This is a genomic window from Rhodococcus sp. 05-2256-B1, assembly GCF_002258465.1.
Lineage (GTDB): Bacteria > Actinomycetota > Actinomycetes > Mycobacteriales > Mycobacteriaceae > Rhodococcoides > Rhodococcoides fascians.
Genome location: NZ_NOZA01000030.1, coordinates 409,768 through 431,273, shown reverse-complemented (window position 1 = coordinate 431,273; position 21,506 = coordinate 409,768). Strand labels below are relative to the sequence as shown.

Below are 21,506 nucleotides of genomic sequence, written 5' to 3'. Positions count from 1 at the left end.
CCTGCGGGGCAAGCACGCGTATGTGTTGTTACTTATTACAGGTCGAGCGTGGTCCAGCAAACGAAGAGAATTACTCTCCGTTGACCTTCGCGATGATTTCCTTCGCTACGTTCGCGGGAACTTCTGCGTACGAATCGAAGACCATGGAGTAGTTAGCGCGGCCCTGCGTCTTCGACCGAAGGTCTCCGATGTAGCCGAACATCTCCGACAGCGGAACCAGTGCCTTGACGATACGGGCACCGCTGCGTTCCTCCATGGCCTGGATCTGACCACGGCGGGAGTTCAGGTCGCCGATGACCTCACCCATGTAATCCTCGGGCGTGATGACCTCGACGGCCATGACGGGTTCGAGGATGACGGGGCTGGCCTTGCGGGCGGCTTCCTTGAACGCTTGTGAGCCGGCGACCTTGAAGGCCATTTCCGACGAGTCGACGTCGTGGTACGCACCGTCGAGCAGTGTGACCTTGACGTTGACCAGGGGGTATCCGGCGAGAACACCGTACTGCATGGCGTCCTGTGCACCGGCGTCGACCGAGGGGATGTACTCCCTGGGCACACGACCACCGCTGACCTTGTTCTCGAACTCGTACGTCGCGCCGTCTTCGCCCTCGAAAGGCTCGAGCTTGATGATGACCTTCGCGAACTGGCCGGAGCCACCGGTCTGCTTCTTGTGCGTGTAGTCGTGCTTCTCGACCGTCTTGCGGATGGTCTCGCGGTACGCAACCTGCGGCTTGCCGACGTTGGCCTCGACCTTGAACTCGCGACGCATACGGTCGACGAGGATGTCGAGGTGGAGCTCGCCCATGCCGCCGATGACGGTCTGGCCGGTGTCCTCGTCCAGCTTCACCGAGAACGTGGGGTCCTCTTCGGCGAGCTTCTGGATGGCTGTTCCCAGCTTCTCCTGGTCGGACTTGGTCTTGGGCTCGATCGAGACCTGGATGACCGGGTCCGGGAAGCTCATGGACTCGAGGATGATCTGGTTCTGCGGATCGCAGAGCGTGTCACCCGTCGTGGTGTCCTTGAGGCCGATGACGGCGTAGATGTGACCGGCAGACGCGGTCGCGATCGCGTTCTCCTTGTTGGAGTGCATCTGGAACAGCTTGCCCAGACGCTCCTTCTTGCCCTTGGTCGAGTTGATGACCTGAGCGCCGGAGTCGACCTTGCCCGAGTACACCCGGACGTAGGTCAGCTTGCCGAAGAAGGGGTGCGTCGCGATCTTGAACGCGAGAGCCGCGAACGGCTCGTCTGCGGACGGCTTGCGAGTGATCTCCTTCTCCTCGTCGCCGACGGCGTGTCCGATGGTCTCGGCAACGTCGAGGGGAGACGGGAGGTAGTCGATGACCGCGTCGAGCATGGGCTGAACGCCCTTGTTCTTGAACGCGGATCCACACAGGATCGGGTACAGCTCGCTGTTGACCGTCATCTTGCGGATGGCGCCCTTGATCTCGTCGATCGTGAGCTCTTCGCCGCCGAAGTGCTTCTCCAGAAGCGCTTCGTCGGACTCGGCCACGGTCTCGAGCAGCTGCGTGCGGTACTCGTCTGCGCGCTCCTTGAGGTTTTCCGGGATCTCCTGGATCTCGTACTTCTCGCCGAGCTTGGTCTCGCCACTCCACACGAGAGCCTTCATCTGCACGAGGTCGATGACGCCCTCGAACTCGTTCTCTGCACCGATGGGCAGCTGGATGACCAGCGGCTTGGCACCGAGACGATCGATGATGGTCTGCACGGTGTAGTAGAAGTCCGCGCCGAGCTTGTCCATTTTGTTGACGAAGCAGATACGCGGCACGTCGTACTTGTCGGCCTGACGCCACACCTGCTCGGACTGCGGCTCGACACCTTCTTTGCCGTCGAACACTGCGACAGCGCCGTCGAGGACGCGGAGCGAACGCTCCACCTCGACGGTGAAGTCGACGTGACCGGGGGTGTCGATGATGTTGATCTGGTTGTCGTTCCAGAAGCACGTCGTGGCAGCAGAGGTGATCGTGATGCCACGCTCCTGCTCCTGCTCCATCCAGTCCATGGTGGCTGCGCCATCGTGAACTTCACCGATCTTGTAGGAGATACCGGTGTAGAAGAGGATGCGTTCGGTAGTGGTGGTCTTGCCGGCATCGATGTGGGCCATGATGCCGATGTTGCGGACCTTGTTGAGGTCGGTCAGCACGTCCTGTGCCACGAGTTAACCCGCCTTGGTGTTGGAAGAGGTATTGCCTGAGCTGATCAACGCTCCGGCGGTATCGGATAGTTCCGAATACCGCCCGAGCGAGGAGATCACCAGCGGTAGTGGGCGAACGCCTTGTTGGCTTCGGCCATCTTGTGAGTGTCTTCGCGGCGCTTCACAGCGGCACCGAGGCCGTTGCTGGCGTCGAGCAACTCGTTCGCCAGACGCTCGACCATGGTCTTCTCACGACGAGCGCGCGAGAACGTGACCAGCCAGCGCAGTGCCAGCGTGGTGGAGCGGCCGGGACGAACCTCGACGGGCACCTGGTAGGTGGCACCGCCGACGCGTCGGCTGCGAACCTCGAGGGCCGGCTTGACGTTGTCGAGTGCACGCTTGAGCGTGACGACGGGGTCGGTGCCGGTCTTCTCGCGAGCCTGCTCGAGCGCCTGGTAGACGATGCGCTCTGCGGTCGACTTCTTGCCGTCGAGAAGGATCTTGTTGACGAGCTGCGTGACCAACGGCGATCCGTAGACCGGGTCGTTGATCAGCGGCCGCTTGGGTGCTGGGCCCTTGCGTGGCATATCAGCTCTTCTCCTTCTTGGCTCCGTAGCGGCTGCGAGCCTGCTTGCGGTTCTTGACACCCTGGGTGTCGAGCGAGCCGCGGATGATCTTGTAACGCACACCCGGGAGGTCCTTCACACGACCGCCGCGAACGAGCACCATCGAGTGCTCCTGCAGGTTGTGGCCCTCACCGGGGATGTACGCGGTGACCTCTACCGAGGTGGTCAGGCGAACGCGCGCGACCTTACGGAGAGCGGAGTTCGGCTTCTTGGGGGTGGTGGTGTACACGCGAGTGCACACACCACGGCGCTGGGGACTGCCCTTGAGGGCAGCGGTCTTCAGTTTCGCGACCTTGTCGGTGCGACCCTTACGGACCAGCTGGTTGATCGTTGGCATAAACCGGCTTTCTTCGTGTCGATAAACAGGGATCTAGCAGTTGGAGCAAGAGAACACTGCTCCTCACCCATGACGTCTCCGCGGGTCTCTTGCACCCCGCGGTCGGGTGTGTCGCATACCCCCACACGTCCAGCCGGTTGCGCGCTCTCGAGACGAACGTGCGCACGGCTGTACCTCGCATAGGCACACAAACGGTCCGGCCAGGCCGGACACGACCCATAACGATACCCGGCGGCGCGGCCTCGGGTCAAAACACCCTTCGCTCTGATACGCAACCTATCTGCTCAGGTTGAGTGTGAGGTCTGCCAGCTTCGCTGCGGCCTGGCAGGGATCGGGGTGTGCGACGCCCGGACGGTACTGCACCCACCACCCGAAGATGCCCGCCTGGTCCGCTCCGGCCGACACTCCGCACGAGTCCGGGTCGTTCGGGCGTTGAGCTTGTATTGCCTTGCGACCCTGGACTGTTGTGTCGCTGACGGTGTACGTCATCTTCTCGTCGGCCGCCCGCTCGGCGGCCAGGGTGCCGGACTCGAACCAGTTGAACGTCACCTTCACGATGCCCGCGGAACCGATCAGATCCCATCGGCAGATCGCTCCGAAGAAGCCGCGAGCGATCTCGTCGGCTCCGGTGGCATCGGCGATCTGGTCGTCGGAGACGGCATCGCACTCGGTCAACAACTTGGTGAATTCTTGGTTGCCCGATCCGGCGAAGCTCGCCGGCCGCGGCGTGCCCTCGACCGACTGAGAGCAACCGGCTGCGAGCAGCAGGGTCGCTGCGGCGGCGAAAACCCGTCTCGAAGTACTTGCTCGAGATTTCATTGCTTACGCTCCACGGTCAGCTTCGCCAGTTCGTTCCCGACGTCGCACGGCGGGCGCGCCGGAATCTGCTCGGAGTAGGTGACCGACCAATGGAAGAAGTCGTCGCCGAATTGCACACCGATCTCGCACAACGGGCCCTGCTCGGCTTCGAATCCGGGGTTGCCGTCGACGGCGATGTCCTTGGCCGGACGGCCGATCAGTTCGGAACCGGCGCGTTCGCGGCCGATCGGACTGCCGCGATACCAGGAGAAGCTGACACTCGGTCCGCTGATGGCCACGGTTTCCCACTGGCAGCCGACGGAGTTGCGGGTGACTTGGGCAAACGGTCCGGCACCGAACGCGGCCTGCACCTCGGCGTCGCTGATCGATCCGCATTCGCCGAAGAACGGGCCGGGCTCGTACGCGGCCTTGCTCGTCGACGGCTCGGGCGCGGTGTCGGCGGCGTCGGTATCCGAGCCACCGCAACCTGCGATCAGTGCGGCGACCGCGGTGATCACCAGTGTCACTCGCTTCATGCCGTCCTTCGCGTGCTGGTCCGATGCTGCAGTTCGCGTCGCACCGAACCTACCAACCGAACAGGGCAGCGGTCATGTGCCGTGCACAGCGCGTCCTTGGACGTACACACCCACGATGGCCGGCTCTCGCATGGCCATCAGCAGGGCGAACAGGGTCTGGTCGCGGGCCAGCTCGGGGTCCTCGGCCCGCACGCCGTGGTCGACGGCTGCGGCCAGCTGCGGCCACGCGTCGGGATCGACGACGACGAAGTCCGCCTCTTTCCCCACGTCGAAGTTGCCGATGCGCTCCTCCATGTCGAGAGCACGTGCCCCGGCGAGCGTTCCGGTGAACAACAGTTCGGCCGGATGCAACGACAGGCCTGCGTCTCCCGGTTCGGAGATGTGCACCTTGAACGCGTCGGCGAGTACCTGCGGCAGTAGCCACTCGTCACCGCCACCGAAATCGGACCCGATGGCGATGGTGACCCCGGCGGCGACGGTTCTCTTCCACGGCATCGTGCCCGAGCCCAGGAACTGCTGCGAGGTGGGACAGTGCGCGATGGACGTACCCGTCTCGGCCAACCTCGTCAGTTCCGCGTCCTCGCAGTGCACCGCGTGCGCAAGGATCGACCGTCGACCGAGCAGGCTCTTGCCACCTACCTGCGAGCCCGGCAGGAACTTGCCGTCGTAGGTGTCCAGGTAACTCTCGACCTGGTACGCACCCTTCGTGGCGTCGATCTCGCCGGTGCCCGGTCGGTTGTTCTCGTTGAGGTGCGTGTGGAAGTAGACGCCTCTGCCGCGTACGGAGTCGTAGAGCTCGCCGAGGTTCCTCAGCGTGTCCGTCGTTACCGACAGTGAAAAACGCGTTACGACGGCGACGTGCAGCATCGCCGTGTCGACGTCGCCGGTATCGGCGGCGTGCCACTTCTCTATCTCCTCGGACACCAGGCGGATCGCCTCGTCCTCACTTGTGATCAGTGCGTGCGCCGACGCGGGGCCGGTGGTCTGGATCCCGCGGCCACTGACGATGCGCAGTCCGTGCTCGAGCGTCTCGGAGAACAAAGAATCCTGTGCGTGCGGGAATGCCGACCCGAACACCATGGCCTGCGTCGTCCCGGCGCGAATGCGTGCTGCGCAGAAGTCGCGCGCAGCGGCCGCCGCGAACTCCGGATCGGCGAAGCGCGACTCGGACGGAAAGATGCACGTGTTCAGCCATTCGAGCAACTGCCCGCCGCCGTAGGAATCGCCGGCATAGGTCTGTGGGAAGTGGATGTGCGTGTCGACGAATCCAGGCAGTAGGAAGCCGGGCCGATGATCGAACACATCCGAATGGGCGTAGTGCGTTGGTAGAGAATCGAACTCGCCGCAGTACTCGATCCTGCCGTCACCGCCGACCACGAGGGCACCGTCGGGAATGGACACCAACGCGGTTGCGGCCTCGAGCACCGTGGGCGAGCCCGCGATGTGAAAGATATGGCCACGGTGGACGCGTGCGGAATCGGAAGTCACGAGCCGACTCAAGCACAGGTCGATCGGAACTGCAGATCGTGCGCGTCTAGTGCGCTACCGCTCCTACGGCGGACAGCCGCGCGTTCAGCGAGGCATCGAGCACATCGGCCCAGGCTCGCACGATTTCGACGCGGCGACGCGCGTCGTCGGTCAGGACGTCCGCGAGACCGAGCCCACGCGCCAGGTCGAGCGTCGCCTGGACCAGACGGTGGGTGACGGGATCGTTGTCGTCGACTCCGAGGTTCTCGACGGCCATCGTGTGTGCTCGACGACCGAATCGCTCTTCGAGTGGGACGATCCGATCACGCAGTTCCGGATCGGCCGACGCCGCCGTCCAGACCTGCAGCGCCGCTTTGAACATCGGACCCGTGTAGTACTCGACGAGCCTCTCCACCACCAGTTTCGTTCGGCCGGGTCCGGGCGGAATCTCCTGTGCCTCGCGGCGAGCATGGTCCATCCGAGTGTCGAACATGTACTCGAGTGCCCCGGTGATGAGGTCCTCACGCGTCGGGAAATGGTGTTGGGTGGCACCGCGAGAGACGCCGGCGCGCTCGGCGACGACCCCGACCGTCGTTGCGCTCCAGCCCTGCTCGGCGAGCGAGTCGATCGTCGCCTCGAGCAGTCGCTGACGCGTCACCCTGCTGCGATCCTGCTTGGGTTCGCGCGCCATCACCATCTCCCTGCTCCTTCTCGACCTACTTTTCGGCAGCCCCGGACGGCGGCCTCTTCTCCAGAAAGGACATCATCCCCTCTCGGGCTTCCTCCGATGCAAACAACCTGGCCGATTGCTCGGCGACGGCCGTTCCGCGCTCGTCGATCTCGCGTCGGATCGCGGCGGTGGTGAGCTGTTTGGACTCGGCCAAGCCCTGCGGCGAGCACTTCCTGAACATGATCATGTAGTCGGCCACCGCGGCCGCGGGAACGGCGTCGGCCACGGTGACCAGACCGATCTCCTGGGCCGTGGCACCGTCGAATGTTTCCCCGGTGAGGAAGTATCGACTCGCCGCCCGGGAGGTCAATCGCGGCAGCACGGCGACGGAGATGACCGACGCCGCCAGTCCGAGGCGAACCTCGGTCAGCGCGAACGAGCTTTCCGGTCCGGCAATGGCGACGTCGCACGCCGCCACGAGCCCCATCCCGCCTGCCCGCACATGACCATCGATCTGTACGACGACGGGTTTCGGGGTGTCGATGATCAGCCGCATCAGATCCAGCATCTGCCGAGTCCGGAGCTCCGGCGACGCCCCGGCTTCCCGGAGATCTGCACCGGCGCAGAACGTCGTACCGGTGTGACCGAGCACGATCGTTCTGATGTCGTCGTCGTGCGCCGCAGCGATGAGGCCCGCTGTCAGCTCCTCGACCAACACCGACGACAGCGCGTTTCGGTTCTGCGGCGAATCCAACGTCAAATACGCTGTGTCCTTGCCCGACTCGACGAGAACGGCCATCAGTAGCTTCTCGGCAGGCCGAGCGAGTGCTGGCTCACGAAGTTCAGGATCATCTCCCGGCTCACCGGAGCAACGCGGGCGATACGGGCGGCTCCGAGCATCGCAGCCAATCCGTATTCACTGCTCAACCCGGCACCACCGTGGGTTTGGATCGCCTGATCGAGTGCCTTGATACTGGCCTCGGCAGCAGCGTATTTCGCCATGTTCGCGGCCTCGGCGGCACCGAAATCGTCGCCGGAGTCGTAGAGCACCGCGGCCTTCTGCATCATCAATTTCGCCAACTCCAGCTCGATCTTGCACTGCGCCAACGGGTGCGCCAAGCCCTGGTGAGCGCCGATCGGCGTCTTCCAGACCGTCCGCTCGTTGGCGTATTTGACCGCCGCGTCCAGAGCGTATCGACCCATACCGACAGCCATCGCAGCACCGAGAATGCGCTCGGGGTTCAGTCCGGCGAACAACTGCATCAGGGCAGCGTCGGCCTCACCGACGAGTGCCTCGGCAGGCAACCGGACGTCGTCGAGGAACAGCACGAACTGATGATCGGGCTCGACGATGTCCATCTCCATCTGCGTCTTCTGCAGTCCCGGAGCGTCGGTGGGCACGATGAACAGCGCCGGCTTGAGCTTGCCGGTCTTGGAATCCTCGGTGCGCGCCACGATCAACACGGCGTCGGCCTGATCCACGCCCGAGATATAGATCTTGTTGCCCTTCAAGATCCATTCGTCACCGTCGCGACGCGCCGTGGTGGTGATCTGGTGCGAGTTGGATCCGGCGTCGGGCTCGGTGATGCCGAACACCATGATCTTGGAACCGTCGGCAAGGGCGGTGAGCCACTCCTGCTTCTGGTCTGCCGTGCCGTACTTGCCGATGATGGTGCCGCAGATGGCCGGGCTGACGACGACGAGCAGTAGACCGGCACCGTGCGCAGCCAACTCCTCCTGTACGAGCGCGAGTTCGTAGATGCCTGCGCCGCCGCCGCCGTATTCCTCGGGCAGATTGACCCCGAGGAAGCCGAGCTTGCCCGCCTCGTTCCACAGTTCGGTCAGTGGCTCACCTTTGCGCGCCTTGGGCAGCACGTAGTCGATGTAGTTGTAGCGCTTGCCCAGTGACGAGACTGCGTTGCGCAGACCCTTCTGCTCTTCGGTTTCGATGAAACTCATGCTTGCTCCACTCCCTGCTCGGTGACTACTGGCGTGTCGGTGACTACTGCCAAGACCTGTCCTACCTCGACTTGCTGACCCTGCTGCACGTTCAGTTCGGTGAGCACACCATCGGCGGGTGCAGTCACGGTGTGCTCCATCTTCATCGCCTCCAGCCACAGAATGGGCTGGCCTGCGGTGACGGTATCGCCCTGCGCAGCAGCAATTCTGATGACGCTGCCCGGCATCGGCGCGAGCAGTGATCCGGCCGCCACCTCGTCGGTGGGGTCGGTGAACCTCGGTGCCCGAGCCAATCGGACGGGGCCCAGAGAAGAATCCACGAACACGTCGGACCCGTAGGTGCTCACTGCGAAGATACGACGAATACCGTTGTCGTCCAACGTCACCGAGGTCGGTGTGTGCTCCACCAGTTCGACACCCTCCACCGAGGAGGCGAGTCCGCTGCGTCCGATCGAGTATTCGACGGTGATGTCGTTGTACGTCTTGCGCTGCGGTTGCGACCGGAGATTGCGCCAGCCGCCGGGTAGACCCCGGTTCACCCGAGCTCGCGAGACGTTGCTCGCTGCGTCGGCCAGGGCAGCCGCGAGCGCCGACAGTTCCTCGGCCCGGCCGTGCGCGATCGGCTGAGCCAGGACATCGAGGCCGTGCGTGTCGAAGAAGGCTGTATCGGTGTCGCCCGCCAGGAACGCCGGATGGCGCAGAATGTTGACCAGCAGATCGCGATTGGTCTTCAGGCCGTGAATGGTGGCGTTCTGCAGTGCTTTCGCCAACAGAGTCGCCGCTCGGTCCCGTGTCGGGGCGAAGGAGATCACCTTGGCGAGCATGGGGTCGTACTGCGTTCCCACCACGCTGCCCGTCTCGACGCCGGAATCGACTCTGATGTATCCAGCTTTGTCCGACACCTCGAACTGCGCACCGGAGATATCGAATCGGTGCACGGCACCGCTCTGCGGCTGCCAGTCCTGAGCCGGATCCTCGGCGTACAGCCGAACCTCGATCGAGTGTCCCCGAGTCGTGGGCTGTTCGGCCGGTAGCCGCTCCCCCGCCGCAACCTGGATCTGCAGCGCAACGAGATCGAGACCCGTCGTGCATTCGGTGACCGGATGCTCCACCTGCAAGCGGGTGTTCATCTCGAGGAAGAAGAAGTTTCCCTTTTCGTCGGCGAGGAATTCGACGGTGCCTGCGCCCTCGTAGCCGATGGCCTCGGATGCCAGTGTGGCTGCCTCGAACAGCTTCTCGCGCATGCCGTCGATGCGTTCGACGAGCGGCGACGGAGCTTCCTCGACGACCTTCTGGTGCCTGCGTTGGATCGAGCATTCACGCTCGCCCACCGTCCACACCGTGCCGAATCGATCGGCCATGACCTGAACTTCGATGTGCCGCCCGGTTTCGATGTACCGCTCGATGAACACCGTTCCATCGCCGAAGGCCGACAGGGCTTCTCGTCCGGCTGCCTCGAGCTCCGACTGCAGTGCATCGAGACTGCGGACGATACGCATCCCCCGACCGCCGCCGCCCGCGGACGCCTTGATCAGTACTGGCAGCTCGTTCTCGGTGACCGACTCGGGATCGAGTCGAGTCAACACCGGCACTCCAGCGTCGGCCATCATCTTCTTGGACTCGACCTTCGAGCCCATCGATTCGATGGCCTTGACGGGCGGTCCGATCCAGGTCAACCCGGCGTCGAGTACCTGCCGGGCGAATTCGGCGTTCTCGGAGAGGAATCCGTATCCCGGATGCACCGCGTCGGCTCCGGCCTGCACCGCGGCGGCGATGATCAATTCTCCGCGCAGGTAGGTCTCGGACGGGCTCTGCCCAGGCAGGCGCACAGCGGAGTCCGCCTCACGCACATGGGGAGATGCCGCGTCGGCGTCGGAGAAGACCGCGACGGTATCGATGCCCTCCGCGCGGCAGGTGGTGAAGACGCGTCGGGCGATTTCGCCGCGATTGGCCACGAGGACTTTGTTCAGCATGCGGGCATCACATCCGGAAGACACCGAAGTTCGCGGTGCCTTCGATCGGGGCAGAGGCGATGGCCGACAGGCACATTCCCACTACCGTGCGGGTGTCACAGGGATCGATGACGCCGTCGTCGTAGAGGCGTCCGGACAGGAACATCGGCAACGATTCGGCTTCGATCTGATTCTCGATCATCGCGCGCAGTCCGGCATCGGCCTCCGCGTCGAACGCTTGACCGCGAGCTTCTGCGGCGGCGCGTCCGACGATGGAGATGACGCCGGCCAGCTGTGCGCCACCCATGACGGCGGATTTGCTGGACGGCCAGGCGAAGAGGAAGCGAGGATCGAAAGCACGGCCGCACATGCCGTAATGGCCGGCTCCGTAGGACGCCCCGAGCAGGATCGAGATGTGCGGCACCTTCGAATTGGAGACGGCGTTGATCATCATCGATCCGTGCTTGATCATGCCGCCTTCCTCGTACTCCTTGCCGACCATGTAGCCGGTGGTGTTGTGCAGGAACAACAGTGGCGTGTTCGACCGGTTGGCGAGCTGGATGAACTGCGTCGCCTTCTGTGATTCCTCGCTGAACAGCACGCCGCGTGCGTTGGCGAGGATGCCGATCGGGTAGCCGTGCAGCTCTGCCCAACCGGTGACGAGCGAGCCGCCGTACATGGGCTTGAACTCGTCGAAGTCGGAACCGTCGACGATGCGGGCGATGACCTCACGGGGATCGAACGGGATCTTCAGGTCGGTGGGGACGATGCCGAGCAGATCCTCGGGATCGGCGAGTGGCTCGATGACCTCGGTGCGTGGCTCGGGCCCCTTCTTCTTCCAGTTCAACCGGGAGACGATGCTGCGTCCGATGCGGATGGCGTCCTGCTCGTCGACGGCGAAGTAGTCTGCGAGACCGGACTTCCGGGCGTGCATCTCGGCTCCCCCGAGTGACTCGTCGTCCGAATCCTCACCGGTGGCCATCTTCACCAGGGGCGGCCCGGCCAGGAACACCTTGGATCGTTCCTTGATCATGACGACGTGATCGGACATGCCGGGAACGTAGGCACCGCCCGCAGTCGAATTACCGAACACCAGGGCGATGGTCGGAATGCCGGCCGCCGAGAGCTGCGTCAGATCGCGGAACATGCGTCCGCCGGGGATGAACACCTCTTTCTGCGTGGGCAGGTCGGCACCGCCCGACTCGACGAGAGAGATCACCGGCAGTCGGTTTTGGGTGGCGATGTCGTTGCCGCGGAACCCCTTCTTCAGGGTCCACGGGTTGCTGGATCCGCCGCGGACCGTGGGATCGTTGGCCACGATGAGACATTCGACCCCGCACACGACACCGATACCCATGACGGTGCTGGCACCGACGGGAAAGTCGCTGCCCCACGCCGCAAGTGGGCACAGTTCGAGAAACGCGGAATCCTCGTCGATCAACAATTCGATGCGCTCACGGGCGAGCAGCTTGCCACGCTTCTTGTGGCGATCGACGTACTTCTGACCGCCACCGAGCAGCGCCTTGTCGTGTTCGGCGTCGATCTCGGCCAGTTTGGTGTGCATGGCCTCGGTGGCACCGGTGTACTGCTCCGATGCGGTGTCGAGAGTGGACTTCAGCACGCTCATGCCTGATACCCCAATCGTTTTGCGGCAAGGCCGGTGAGAATTTCGGTGGTTCCGCCGCCGATACCGAGGATGCGCATGTCGCGGTATTGCCGTTCGACCTCGCTCTCGCGCATGTACCCGAGTCCGCCGAAGAGTTGGACGGCTTGATTGGCCACCCACTCCCCGGACTCGACGGCCGTGTTCTTGGCGAAGCAGACCTCGGCGATGAAGTCACCGTCCTCCTGCATGGACCGCTCGACGAGGGAGCGGGTGTACACGCGAGCGATGTCGATCTTGCGCGCCATCTCGGTGACGGTGTTCTGTACGGATTGCCGTGCGATGAGCGGCTTTCCGAAGGTCTCGCGATCACGGACCCACTGCAGCGTCAGATCGAGGCACCGCTGCGCGCTGGCGTAGGCCTGAGCGGCGAGAGCGATACGCTCGGTGAGAAATGCCTGTGCGATCTGGACGAAGCCACTGTTCTCGGCACCGACCAGGTTGGCCACCGGAACCCGGGCGTCGACGAAGGAGAGTTCGGCGGTATCGGAGGCGCGCCACCCCATCTTGTCGAGCTTGCTGGTGACCTCGAAGCCCGGTGTGCCCCTTTCGACGACGAGGAGCGACACTCCGGCTGCCCCCTCGCCTCCCGTCCGGACTGCGGTGACGACGAAGTCCGCACGGCACCCCGAGGTGATGTAGGTCTTCGACCCGTTGACGACGTAATGGTCTCCGTCTCTGACCGCCTTGGTCCGCAGATGACCCACGTCGGAGCCGCCGCCCGGCTCGGTGATCGCGAGCGAGCCGATCTTCTCCCCCGCCAGCGTCGGCCGCACCCACTTGTCGATCTGCTCAGGATCTCTCGAGGCAACCAAGTGCGGCAACGCAATTCCACAGGTGAACAGAGAAGCGAACAGTCCGCCCGACGCGCCGGCCTGGTGCATCTCCTCGCAGATCAGCACCGCGTCCGCAAGATCACCGCCGTCGCCGCCGACGTCCTCGGGAAACCCTGCGCCGAGCAAACCGAGAGCGGCCGCTTTCTTGTGCAGCTCGCGCGGGATCTCACCCTCGGTCTCCCACCGATTCATGTGCGGCGCAATATCCTGCTCGACGAAACTGCGAACGGTCTTGCGCAGCTGCTGACGCTCCGGCGTCGTCCAGATGCTCATACGAGTGCTCCCTTGTAAGCGAGTGTTTCGGGGATGTCGATGTGCCGCGACCGCAGCCACTCACCGAGCCCCTTGGCCTGTGGATCGAATCTGGCCTGCGATGCAACGCCCTGGCCGAGAATGCCGTCGATGACGAAGTTCACCGCCCGCAGGTTGGGAAGTACATGCCGAGTGACAGTGAGTTTTTCGGCCTCGGGCAACATCTTCTTCAGGGTCTCGACCGTCAATGCGTGCACCAGCCAGGCGAATTCGTCATCGGTGCGCACCCAGACCCCGACGTTGGCGCTCCCACCTTTGTCGCCGCTGCGGGCGGCGGCGATGGTGCCGAGTGGTAGTCGGATGGTGTCCTCCGCGGCTCGCGGTGCCGGCAGTTGCGGTTCGACCAACGATTCCAGGACTCGCGTCTGCGCCGAGGGTGCGATGCTGCGTTCGGTGCCGTCGGCCAGGTGGGCCGCATGCGGTACGTCGTGTGCGTCGACGAAACCTGCGGTGAACACCCCGTACGGTGCTCCGTTTCCGGGCGGTGCGGTGACCGAGAAGCCCGGGTAGCTGGCGAGCGCGAGTTCGACCGCCACAGCCGAGAACTGGCGTCCCACCGCGTCAGGGTTACTGTCGCGGGCGACGCAGCGCAGCAACGCGCTTGCGGTTTCCTCGGTCTCGGCGTCGGGCTTGTCGGTACGCACCAGAGTCCAGTCCAACTCGGTCGGTCGGGCGGGCAACCACGACTCGAACTGCCGTTGCGCCAGTTCGGCTTTGGCCTCGATGTCCAGGCCGGTCAACACCATCGTGAATTCGTTGCGGAAGCCGCCGAGTGCGTTGAGCGAGACCTTGTAGGTGGGCGGCGGCGCTTCTCCGGCGACCCCGCTGATCGATACTCGGTTGCTGGACTCCTGCGCCAGGACCGCCGTGTCGATGCGCGCGGTGACGTCGGGGTTCGCGTATCGGCCCCCGGTGATCTCGTACAGCAGTTGCGCGGTGACGGTACCGACGCTGACGGCACCGCCGGTGCCCTCGTGCTTGGTGATGACGGAGGATCCGTCGGCTTCGATCTCGGCGATCGGGAACCCGGGACGGGACATGTCGGCGATCTCGGTGAAGAACGAGTAGTTGCCGCCGGTCGCTTGAGTACCGCACTCGATGACGTGGCCCGCGATGACTGCGCCGGCCAGTGCGTCGTAATCGGTTGTCGACCAGCCGAAGTGAGCGGCGGCGGGGCCGACGATGACACTGGCGTCGGTGACGCGACCGGTCACGACGACGTCGGCACCGGAGTTCAGGCATTCCACGATTCCCCACGCACCGAGGTAGGCGTTTGCCGTCAGCGGGCTGCCGAGGCCGAGTTCGCCTGCCCTGCCGAGGAGGTCGTCGCCGTCCACGTAGCCGATCTTCGCGCCGGAATCCAGCTTTTCCAACGCCTCGACCAGTCCACGCGGATTCAGTCCGCCGGCATTGGCGACGATCTTCACGCCCTTGTCGAGTGCCAGTCCGAGACAGTCCTCGGCCTGCCGCAGAAAGGTTTTGGCGTAGCCACGGGTCGCGTCCTTCATTCGGTCGCGTCCGAGGATGAGCATGGTCAGCTCGGCGAGGTAGTCACCGGTGAGGTAATCGAGGTCTCCTCCTTCGAGCATCTCCCGCATCGCGGACAGTCGATCTCCGTAGAAACCGGAGCAGTTGCCTATACGTACGGTCATGCTTTCTCGCGTCCTGCCTTGTCTCGTCCCTGTCCGGGAGGGCCTGCGAAGGCTTGGGCGATGGTGAGCCAGTGTGCGGCATCGGCCCCGTCGGCTCGAACGTCCAGATCGTCGCGGTGTGCGCGCTGAGTGACGAGAAGGCAGAAATCGAGTGCAGATCCGGTGACACGCTGTTCTGCGTCGTCGGGACCCCACGTCCACACTTCGCCCGAGGGTGCGGTGAGCTCGATTCCGAACGGTTCCGCCGGCGGAGTCTGCTCGTTGACGGCGTACGCGAAATCCCGTGTCCGCACGCCGATGTGTGCGACTCCGCGGATTCGGTCGGTCGGCACGCGGGTGACGCCCAGCGCGTCGGCGACGTCCTGTCCGTGGGCCCACGTCTCCATGAGACGGGCGGTGGCCATGGACGCGGCACTCATGGGCGGCCCGAACCACTGGATCTTGACGCCCGACGGGACCTGCTTCAGCGCGTCCGTCATGGCGTGGCGGCGGGTTCGCCAGGCGCTCAACAGTTCCGGGTTGCTCGCTTCCTCCTCGGCGGCGTCGTCGACGAACCCGGTGGGGTTCTCCCAGGCCTTTTTCAGCGTGCGGGCGAACTCCTCCTCGGCCGCGGCATCACCGGACGCTGCGGATGTGGTTCGCTCCGCGACGTGATCCGTCCACGACAGGTGCGCGATCTGATGTGCAATCGTCCAGCCCGCCGCCGGAGTAGGTGCCGCCCAGCGTTCGGGTGCCAGCTCGGCCACCAGCGCGTCGAGGTCGTCACCCTCGGCACGGAGATCGCCGACGAGTGAGTCGAGGTCTGCCATGGGACCAGCTTCACAAAGGCACGAGAAAAAAGCAAGCACGCTTGCTTGTTAATTTGTAACCTTACGTTCGCTTGCCGTCTCTACGGTCGAAAACGTGAAAACGTCGAGACTTGTGGCCGTCGCCGTTACCCTCGCCGTCATGGGTGCCGGATGCTCCGCCACGGACCCGTCTGCTGCAGACCCGACCCCCGACGAACCGTCGAGCATCCGGGTGGCGACGTTCAACGCCAGTCTCAATCGGTCCGCGGCCGGACAGTTGGTCACCGACCTGAGCGCGGAGAACGCCCAGGCTCGCGCAGTGGCCGACGTGATCTCCGCGAACTCTCCGGATGTGTTGCTGGTCAACGAGTTCGACTATTCGGGGTCCGATGGCCCGACCCTCTTCAACGAGAACTACCTCGACGGGCAGTACCCGTTCTTCTTCACTGCTCCGGTGAACACCGGCGTCGACTCGGGACTCGACCTGGACGGGGACGGCGCACTCGGTGGCCCCGGTGACGCCTGGGGATTCGGACAGTTTCCCGGCCAGTACGGCATGGTGGTGTACTCGAAGTTCCCGATCGACACCGGTTCGGTACGCACGTTCCAGAACTTTCTGTGGAAGGACATGCCGGACTCGCTGTTACCGCGCGACTATTACGGAGAGAACGCGGACGCGCTTCGACTGTCCAGCAAGTCTCATTGGGACGTGCCCGTCGACGTGAACGGGAAGACGCTGCACGTGTTGGCCTCGCATCCCACTCCCCCGTCCTTCGACGGACCCGAGGACCGTAACGGTAAGCGCAATCACGACGAGATCCGGTTGAGCGCCGATTACATTTCCGGTGCCGACTATCTCTACGACGACAACGGCGTGCGAGGCGGACTCGACGAGGGAGCGTCGTTCGTGATGATGGGCGACCAGAACAGCGATCCGGTCGACGGCGACTCCGTGGCCGGTGCCATCGCACAGGTTCTGGATCTTCCGCGGGTTCGAGATCCGGCACCCACGTCCGATGGACATGGAACGGACACAGCTGATTTCGCTGATCCGACGCCGGGTGACCTGCGCGTGGACTACGTACTACCCTCGGACGATCTGACCGTGCGCGACTCGCAGGTGTATTGGCCCGATCAGGCCGAGCACCCGTCGGACCACAGACTGGTGTGGGTAGACCTCGAAATATGATGCGTGAGTGACCGATCTGCCGATTGTCGAGTTCGCCTACCCGGGCCCACTACGGGACACGCTGGTTGCGGCCGTGCTGTCCGGAGCGAAGACCAGCACGGCAAGCCTGTTGGCTCAGTACACCGACGAGGAGCTGCCGAGGGTCGGTGAACGCGGTGCGGTGGTGAATTCGACGGGTGCCGTGGTCGGGGTCATCGAGACCACGGCCGTCGATGTCGTTGCGCTGAGCGATGTTCCGCTGCAGCATGCGCTCGACGAGGGTGAGGGTTACACCGATGTGGCGCAGTGGCGTGCCGGCCACGAACGATTCTGGCAGTCCGTCGAAGTCCGCGAGGAGCTGGGCAATCCGAATTTCACGGTGAACGACGACACTCAGGTGGTGCTGGAGCGATTCGAGCTGGCATGAAGGTCTGCCTGTGCCGCTATCACCACAGCCTGAAGACCGCGGGCCTGTGGACTCCGGTCATGCTTGCTGATGGCGTCGAATTCTGGGTCTCCAATGCCGGCACCACTGCCGTCACCGTGCCTGCAACTACGCAGCTCGCAAATCACGGGCACCTTCCGACCGTCTACCGCAGACCCCAAGGCGCGGAACGGCATGCAGATTTATCGACCTCGAACTCGAGCAGCCGGGCTCGAAAAGTAGAGGTCAGACCCGATCCGCGTAGACGACGATGTTGTCCTCGTAACTCGCGACATCCGAATCGAATTGGCCACCGCATGTGATCAGACGCAACCCTGGGTGGTCGAGATCGCCGTACACCTTCTGGGTGGGGAAAGCATCCTTCGGATATTGCTCCACAGCGCTGACGACGAACCGGACCGTACTTCCATCCTCTGCAGTGACGGACACATCGTCTCCCTGCTCCAGTTCGCCGAGTCGGTAGAAGACACCCGGGCTACCGGCCCAATCCACGTGGCCGGCAACGATCGACGGTCCCAGCTGACCCGGGATCGGCGATCCGGTGTACCAGCCTGCGGGAAAACCGCCCGGCGGGACCTCCATTGCTCCATCGGGATTCAACCCGAGGTCCATCACATCGGAATCGACACCGATCGCGTCGATCTCGATACGTTCGGGCGGAGATGCGACACCATCGGCCGAACCACCGCTCTGGGCAGGGACCGAATTGGGTTGAGCAACAACGTCAGCCGATGTCGCCGCTGACGTTCGAGTCGGAGCGGGTTCATCGACGGGTGTCGCACACCCCGACACGAGGGCCACCACCATCAGGCAGGCTGCTGCCGCAGCCCGCACTGCAACCCGGCGACGGGTCACAGTGCGGGAAACTTCTGCAGCAGTATCGATCTCAGTGTTCACGTGTTGCTCAGCGTCGACGACGGCTGAGCGCCAAGGCGGAGACCCCGCCTGCAGCGAGTACCAACAGCACAGCCCACATCGACGTCATCGACGCCGCGGTCGGCCGCACGCTGGTGCTGCCATCGCCCGTTTCGACTCCACCGTTGGGAATCTGGGTGATCTGGCCACCGGGGTTGTATGTACCCGGCTGATCAGGGCCGCCCGGCTGATCCGGAGTGCGCGGCTGATCCGGAGTGCGCGGCTGATCCGGAGTGCGCGGCTGATCCGGAGTGCGCGGCTGGTCCGGGGTGTTGGGCTGGTCCGGAGTCCGAGGCTGGTCCGGGGTGTTCGGCTGATCGGGAGTGCGCGGCTGGTCCGGAGTGTTCGGCTGATCCGGCGTGTTCGGGTTGTCCGGCACGTTCGGGATACCCGGAATCGGCGGAAGCGTGATGCCGGGGATCGGCGGCAGACCCGGGATCGGGGGTACTTCGATGACGATCGGCGGCGTTCCGCCACCATCACCCGGCGTACCGCCGCCGCCACCCGGGGCGGTCGTCGTTGTCGTAGGTGCCGGTGTCGTTGTCGTGGGTGCCGGCGGTGTGGTGGTCGTGACCGGAGGCGTCGTGGTCGTGACCGGCGGCGTCGTCGTCACCGGAGGTTCGGTGATCCCACACTCCGCATTGCTGATTGTGTTCGAGTCGAGGGTGACTGCGCCGGTCAGAGCCAAGAGCCGTCCCCGCACATCGGCATCCGTCGTCGCGGTGATCGACGCCTGCGCCATGACCGTGCCGACGAAATCGGTGCCGGTGCCGAGAGTGGCCGAGCTTCCCACCTGCCAGAACACGTTGCACGGGCTGGCCCCGTTGATCAGCGAGACACTGCTGTTCGACCCCGTGATGAGAGTGGATCCAGCTTGGAAGATGAAGACCGCAGCGGAATTGCCTTGCGCATCGAGCGTCAGAGGCAGAGATCCGGTCAGTCCGAGTGTGTCGCCCTTGTACAAACCGGCGTACCGAGTGGTGCCGCCCAGCTCGACCGGGACCAGTTCAGGACCCGACCTGTTGGCAGCGTCGGTATATGCAACCTGCAGAGCAGCTTTCGCATTCAGTGCTCGTTCGTTCTTGTCATCTATGACGCCGTTGGTCACTTGGCCCTGCAGCAGTCCGCTGACGCTCGAAGGGTTCCCGTCACCTGGGCTCACACCCACGGAGCCGTTGATCACAGATCCACCCGCGTCGGTCACGGTGGAGCCGGCAAGAATTGCGTACGGATCTGCGGCACCGAGACCGACGGTGGGGACGGCGACAGCAGGTGATTGAGCGTCGGCCGAAGAGGCGTTGACCAGCATGAGTGCGCTGGTGGCCAGTGCGACGGTACCGACGAGGGGAATCAACGCCGAGCCCTTGCGTCGGGATCTGGACTGCGCAGGACGATGTTGCGGAGAGTACATGGTGTGTACCGATCTGTTCGAGGGGATGCGTGCGAGGCTTGTTGCCGCACAACGCTTTAGGGATATCGATTCCCCCGACGAGATTCGATGATGTCTGCAGAAGTACCACGACGATCGACGATGGTCACTGGAACGATCCAGGGGCGCCGAGGTCTCGCGGTATCCGTACTTCGATGGCGTCGCCGGCTGGCTGTTCAACTGCGCGACATGAGTAGAGGGGGCGGAGGCTCGTGGCCCACTCCGCAACAGCGAGTTTCCCCGTATCTCTACGGTGTAGGCCTACAGCACACCATGTGTAGGGTCGAGGGTCAAGCGAATGACGTTGGTGAACAATAAAATTGTTTGTCGACCGAAAGCCGTCGGCTTACCGCTTGTCTGAATAACCGAAGATGGTGGAGCAATGTGATGACCCCCTCGGATCGCAGCAGCCACAACTCTCGGGACAGAATCGACCACGAATTCGTCGTGTCGGCCGCCCTTGGCATCATCGACGACACCGGACTCGACAGCCTGACCATCCGCAGCCTGGCCGTCTCGATCGATCGCGACCCCATGACCGTGTATCGTTACGTCGCCACCAAGGAAGCGCTACTCGACGCCGTTGCCGATTCGATTCTCGGCGACCTCGTGTCGGTGGACGGATCGGACACCGACTGGCGACGTCAGCTGACGATCTTCGGTCGGCACTATCGCGAACTCGCCTTGGCACATCCGCGCGCGGCCGTTTTGCTGGCGACTCGGCCGCGAGAAACTCCGCTGGGCCTGGGCACCACCAGGTCCCTGATGTCACTCGAAGGCATATTGGGCCTGTTTGCCACCGCGGGATTCACTGTCCCCGAGTCACTCTCGGCCTACCGATTGCTGATGTCGTTGCTCCGCGGTCACGTGCTCAGTGAAACGCAGGAGACGACGGACAACCCGGACGAGACAGTCGACAGACTCAGCCTCGCGTTACGCAGACTCCCTATCGAGGACTTCCCGATCATGTCCGTCCTGCCGCCCCTCATCACCACATACGACGGTGCCCACGAACTCGATCGCGGATTGGACGCACTGTTCGACGGCCTGCGTCACAACCCGTGACCACAGATCAGGCTCGGCGAATGGGCGCGAACGTCTGCACTGCATCCCGGGTGAAGAAGTCCAGCAATATTGCATTGCACAACGCGGGCTTCTCGACCAACACGCCATGCGAGGTACCCGGGACTATTGCCAGCTCGGCGACCGGCACACTGCGGTAGAACTCGGCAGCATGCTCGATGCTCACCTCGTCGTCGTCACCGATCATCACCAGAGTGCGCACCGACAACGCGGCGAGATCGCTAGCAGTCAGTGCGGGATCTGCACTGTGCATATCGTCGAGTCGCCGTACGAAATCGCTGCGGTCGGCATCGGCGAGACCGGACAACCCGCCGCCCCAACCGTCGCGATGAAAGACGCTCGCGACGCAGGCGAGACGATCCACCAGATCCGGGCGTTGCAGCGCCACCAGTAGCGCTACGACACCGCCGTCGCTGCACCCGGCCAACCGCGTCCGTCGCCCGACGACCTGCTCGATGAACGCAATGGTGTCGTCGACCATGTCCGAGAACGTCAACTCGGAGGAGAGACCAGGCCCGGAAACATCAGGGGTGCGGCCATGCCCTCGACGTTCGGGGGTGAACACCCGAAACGCCGAGGACAACCCGGCAACAGTGACATCCAGTGCTCGCGCATCAGCGCCCCCAGGATGGAGAAGGACCAGCGGTTCCCCGTCGCCCACCTCGGCGTACCAGGTGTCCACCGAGCCGAGCCGAACCCAGTTCTCCGAATTCACGCC

The 21,506-nt window shown here is 64.0% G+C and carries 20 protein-coding genes; 3 read left to right on the top strand and 17 right to left on the bottom strand.

Annotated elements, in window-relative coordinates; all coding sequences use genetic code 11:
• Positions 1-70: 70 nt before the first annotated feature.
• From fusA to CH285_RS19155, 14 genes are all read right to left on the bottom strand, one after another.
• A complete protein-coding gene (gene fusA / locus CH285_RS19220) occupies positions 71-2,173 on the bottom strand; it encodes an elongation factor G (protein ID WP_027498159.1) in 2,103 nt (700 codons plus the stop codon).
• 95 nt (positions 2,174-2,268) lie between these two features.
• Positions 2,269-2,739 carry a 30S ribosomal protein S7 gene (gene rpsG, locus CH285_RS19215; protein ID WP_003941856.1) on the bottom strand — a complete coding sequence of 157 codons (471 nt, stop codon included), beginning with the start codon at positions 2,737-2,739 and terminating at the stop codon, positions 2,269-2,271.
• Position 2,740: 1 nt separating this feature from the next.
• Complete coding sequence (gene rpsL, locus CH285_RS19210) at positions 2,741-3,115, bottom strand: 30S ribosomal protein S12 (protein ID WP_027498160.1); 375 nt, start codon at positions 3,113-3,115, stop codon at positions 2,741-2,743.
• Between the two features lie 276 nt (positions 3,116-3,391).
• Positions 3,392-3,934 (bottom strand): DUF3558 domain-containing protein, encoded by a 543-nt coding sequence (locus tag CH285_RS19205; protein WP_027498161.1) that lies wholly within the window; start codon positions 3,932-3,934, stop codon positions 3,392-3,394.
• Positions 3,931-4,449: a DUF3558 domain-containing protein gene (locus CH285_RS19200; RefSeq protein ID WP_045840705.1), complete on the bottom strand. Its 519-nt coding sequence runs from the start codon at positions 4,447-4,449 to the stop codon at positions 3,931-3,933. Before CH285_RS19200 ends, CH285_RS19205 begins: the two co-directional genes overlap by 4 nt.
• 72 nt (positions 4,450-4,521) lie before the next feature.
• Positions 4,522-5,937 carry an amidohydrolase family protein gene (locus CH285_RS19195; RefSeq protein ID WP_094643983.1) on the bottom strand — a complete coding sequence of 472 codons (1,416 nt, stop codon included), beginning with the start codon at positions 5,935-5,937 and terminating at the stop codon, positions 4,522-4,524.
• Positions 5,938-5,983: 46 nt separating this feature from the next.
• Complete coding sequence (locus tag CH285_RS19190; RefSeq protein WP_027498164.1) at positions 5,984-6,607, bottom strand: TetR/AcrR family transcriptional regulator; 624 nt, start codon at positions 6,605-6,607, stop codon at positions 5,984-5,986.
• A 25-nt stretch (positions 6,608-6,632) separates the two neighbouring features.
• Positions 6,633-7,385, bottom strand: a complete 753-nt coding sequence (locus CH285_RS19185) for an enoyl-CoA hydratase family protein (protein WP_094643982.1) — start codon at positions 7,383-7,385, stop codon at positions 6,633-6,635.
• Positions 7,385-8,545 (bottom strand): acyl-CoA dehydrogenase family protein, encoded by a 1,161-nt coding sequence (locus CH285_RS19180; protein WP_032386263.1) that lies wholly within the window; start codon positions 8,543-8,545, stop codon positions 7,385-7,387. Before CH285_RS19180 ends, CH285_RS19185 begins: the two co-directional genes overlap by 1 nt.
• Positions 8,542-10,518 carry an acetyl/propionyl/methylcrotonyl-CoA carboxylase subunit alpha gene (locus CH285_RS19175; RefSeq protein ID WP_057472796.1) on the bottom strand — a complete coding sequence of 659 codons (1,977 nt, stop codon included), beginning with the start codon at positions 10,516-10,518 and terminating at the stop codon, positions 8,542-8,544. The genes CH285_RS19180 and CH285_RS19175 overlap by 4 nt, the downstream gene beginning before the upstream one ends.
• A 7-nt stretch (positions 10,519-10,525) precedes the next feature.
• Positions 10,526-12,124: an acyl-CoA carboxylase subunit beta gene (locus CH285_RS19170; RefSeq protein WP_094643981.1), complete on the bottom strand. Its 1,599-nt coding sequence runs from the start codon at positions 12,122-12,124 to the stop codon at positions 10,526-10,528.
• Positions 12,121-13,269 (bottom strand): acyl-CoA dehydrogenase family protein, encoded by a 1,149-nt coding sequence (locus CH285_RS19165; protein WP_094643980.1) that lies wholly within the window; start codon positions 13,267-13,269, stop codon positions 12,121-12,123. The genes CH285_RS19170 and CH285_RS19165 overlap by 4 nt, the downstream gene beginning before the upstream one ends.
• Positions 13,266-14,960, bottom strand: a complete 1,695-nt coding sequence (locus tag CH285_RS19160; RefSeq protein WP_094643979.1) for an acyclic terpene utilization AtuA family protein — start codon at positions 14,958-14,960, stop codon at positions 13,266-13,268. The genes CH285_RS19165 and CH285_RS19160 overlap by 4 nt, the downstream gene beginning before the upstream one ends.
• Positions 14,957-15,769: a TIGR03084 family metal-binding protein gene (locus CH285_RS19155; RefSeq protein ID WP_027498171.1), complete on the bottom strand. Its 813-nt coding sequence runs from the start codon at positions 15,767-15,769 to the stop codon at positions 14,957-14,959. The genes CH285_RS19160 and CH285_RS19155 overlap by 4 nt, the downstream gene beginning before the upstream one ends.
• 94 nt (positions 15,770-15,863) lie before the next feature.
• Between CH285_RS19155 and CH285_RS19150 the strand changes: the two genes are divergently transcribed.
• A complete protein-coding gene (locus tag CH285_RS19150) occupies positions 15,864-16,937 on the top strand; it encodes an endonuclease/exonuclease/phosphatase family protein (RefSeq protein ID WP_032407322.1) in 1,074 nt (357 codons plus the stop codon).
• Between the two features lie 7 nt (positions 16,938-16,944).
• A complete protein-coding gene (locus CH285_RS19145; protein WP_032386257.1) occupies positions 16,945-17,343 on the top strand; it encodes an ASCH domain-containing protein in 399 nt (132 codons plus the stop codon).
• Positions 17,344-17,586: 243 nt separating this feature from the next.
• Here CH285_RS19145 and CH285_RS19140 read toward each other — a convergent pair whose 3' ends face one another.
• On the bottom strand, positions 17,587-18,258 hold the full coding sequence (locus CH285_RS19140) for a class F sortase (RefSeq protein WP_202902208.1): 672 nt from the start codon (positions 18,256-18,258) through the stop codon (positions 17,587-17,589).
• Between the two features lie 7 nt (positions 18,259-18,265).
• Positions 18,266-19,687 (bottom strand): ice-binding family protein, encoded by a 1,422-nt coding sequence (locus tag CH285_RS28580; RefSeq protein WP_094643978.1) that lies wholly within the window; start codon positions 19,685-19,687, stop codon positions 18,266-18,268.
• A 405-nt stretch (positions 19,688-20,092) separates the two neighbouring features.
• Between CH285_RS28580 and CH285_RS19130 the strand changes: the two genes are divergently transcribed.
• Positions 20,093-20,770 carry a TetR/AcrR family transcriptional regulator C-terminal domain-containing protein gene (locus CH285_RS19130; RefSeq protein ID WP_032407324.1) on the top strand — a complete coding sequence of 226 codons (678 nt, stop codon included), beginning with the start codon at positions 20,093-20,095 and terminating at the stop codon, positions 20,768-20,770.
• A gap of 7 nt (positions 20,771-20,777) precedes the next feature.
• On the opposite strand, the gene CH285_RS19125 is transcribed toward CH285_RS19130, so the two are convergent.
• Positions 20,778-21,503, bottom strand: a complete 726-nt coding sequence (locus CH285_RS19125) for an alpha/beta fold hydrolase (protein WP_032407325.1) — start codon at positions 21,501-21,503, stop codon at positions 20,778-20,780.
• Between the last annotated feature and the right edge of the window lie 3 nt (positions 21,504-21,506).

What these genes read in the sequence shown, in the direction of transcription:
- rpsG (WP_003941856.1), bottom strand. Translation starts at nt 2,739, where the DNA reads ATGCCACGCAAGGGCCCAGCACCCAAGCGGCCGCTGATCAACGACCCG.
- rpsL (WP_027498160.1), bottom strand. Translation starts at nt 3,115, where the DNA reads ATGCCAACGATCAACCAGCTGGTCCGTAAGGGTCGCACCGACAAGGTC.
- CH285_RS19205 (WP_027498161.1), bottom strand. Translation starts at nt 3,934, where the DNA reads ATGAAATCTCGAGCAAGTACTTCGAGACGGGTTTTCGCCGCCGCAGCG.
- CH285_RS19200 (WP_045840705.1), bottom strand. Translation starts at nt 4,449, where the DNA reads ATGAAGCGAGTGACACTGGTGATCACCGCGGTCGCCGCACTGATCGCA.
- CH285_RS19190 (WP_027498164.1), bottom strand. Translation starts at nt 6,607, where the DNA reads ATGGCGCGCGAACCCAAGCAGGATCGCAGCAGGGTGACGCGTCAGCGA.
- CH285_RS19185 (WP_094643982.1), bottom strand. Translation starts at nt 7,385, where the DNA reads ATGGCCGTTCTCGTCGAGTCGGGCAAGGACACAGCGTATTTGACGTTG.
- CH285_RS19180 (WP_032386263.1), bottom strand. Translation starts at nt 8,545, where the DNA reads ATGAGTTTCATCGAAACCGAAGAGCAGAAGGGTCTGCGCAACGCAGTC.
- CH285_RS19175 (WP_057472796.1), bottom strand. Translation starts at nt 10,518, where the DNA reads ATGCTGAACAAAGTCCTCGTGGCCAATCGCGGCGAAATCGCCCGACGC.
- CH285_RS19170 (WP_094643981.1), bottom strand. Translation starts at nt 12,124, where the DNA reads ATGAGCGTGCTGAAGTCCACTCTCGACACCGCATCGGAGCAGTACACC.
- CH285_RS19165 (WP_094643980.1), bottom strand. Translation starts at nt 13,269, where the DNA reads ATGAGCATCTGGACGACGCCGGAGCGTCAGCAGCTGCGCAAGACCGTT.
- CH285_RS19160 (WP_094643979.1), bottom strand. Translation starts at nt 14,960, where the DNA reads ATGACCGTACGTATAGGCAACTGCTCCGGTTTCTACGGAGATCGACTG.
- CH285_RS19155 (WP_027498171.1), bottom strand. Translation starts at nt 15,769, where the DNA reads ATGGCAGACCTCGACTCACTCGTCGGCGATCTCCGTGCCGAGGGTGAC.
- CH285_RS28580 (WP_094643978.1), bottom strand. Translation starts at nt 19,687, where the DNA reads ATGTACTCTCCGCAACATCGTCCTGCGCAGTCCAGATCCCGACGCAAG.
- CH285_RS19130 (WP_032407324.1), top strand. Translation starts at nt 20,093, where the DNA reads ATGACCCCCTCGGATCGCAGCAGCCACAACTCTCGGGACAGAATCGAC.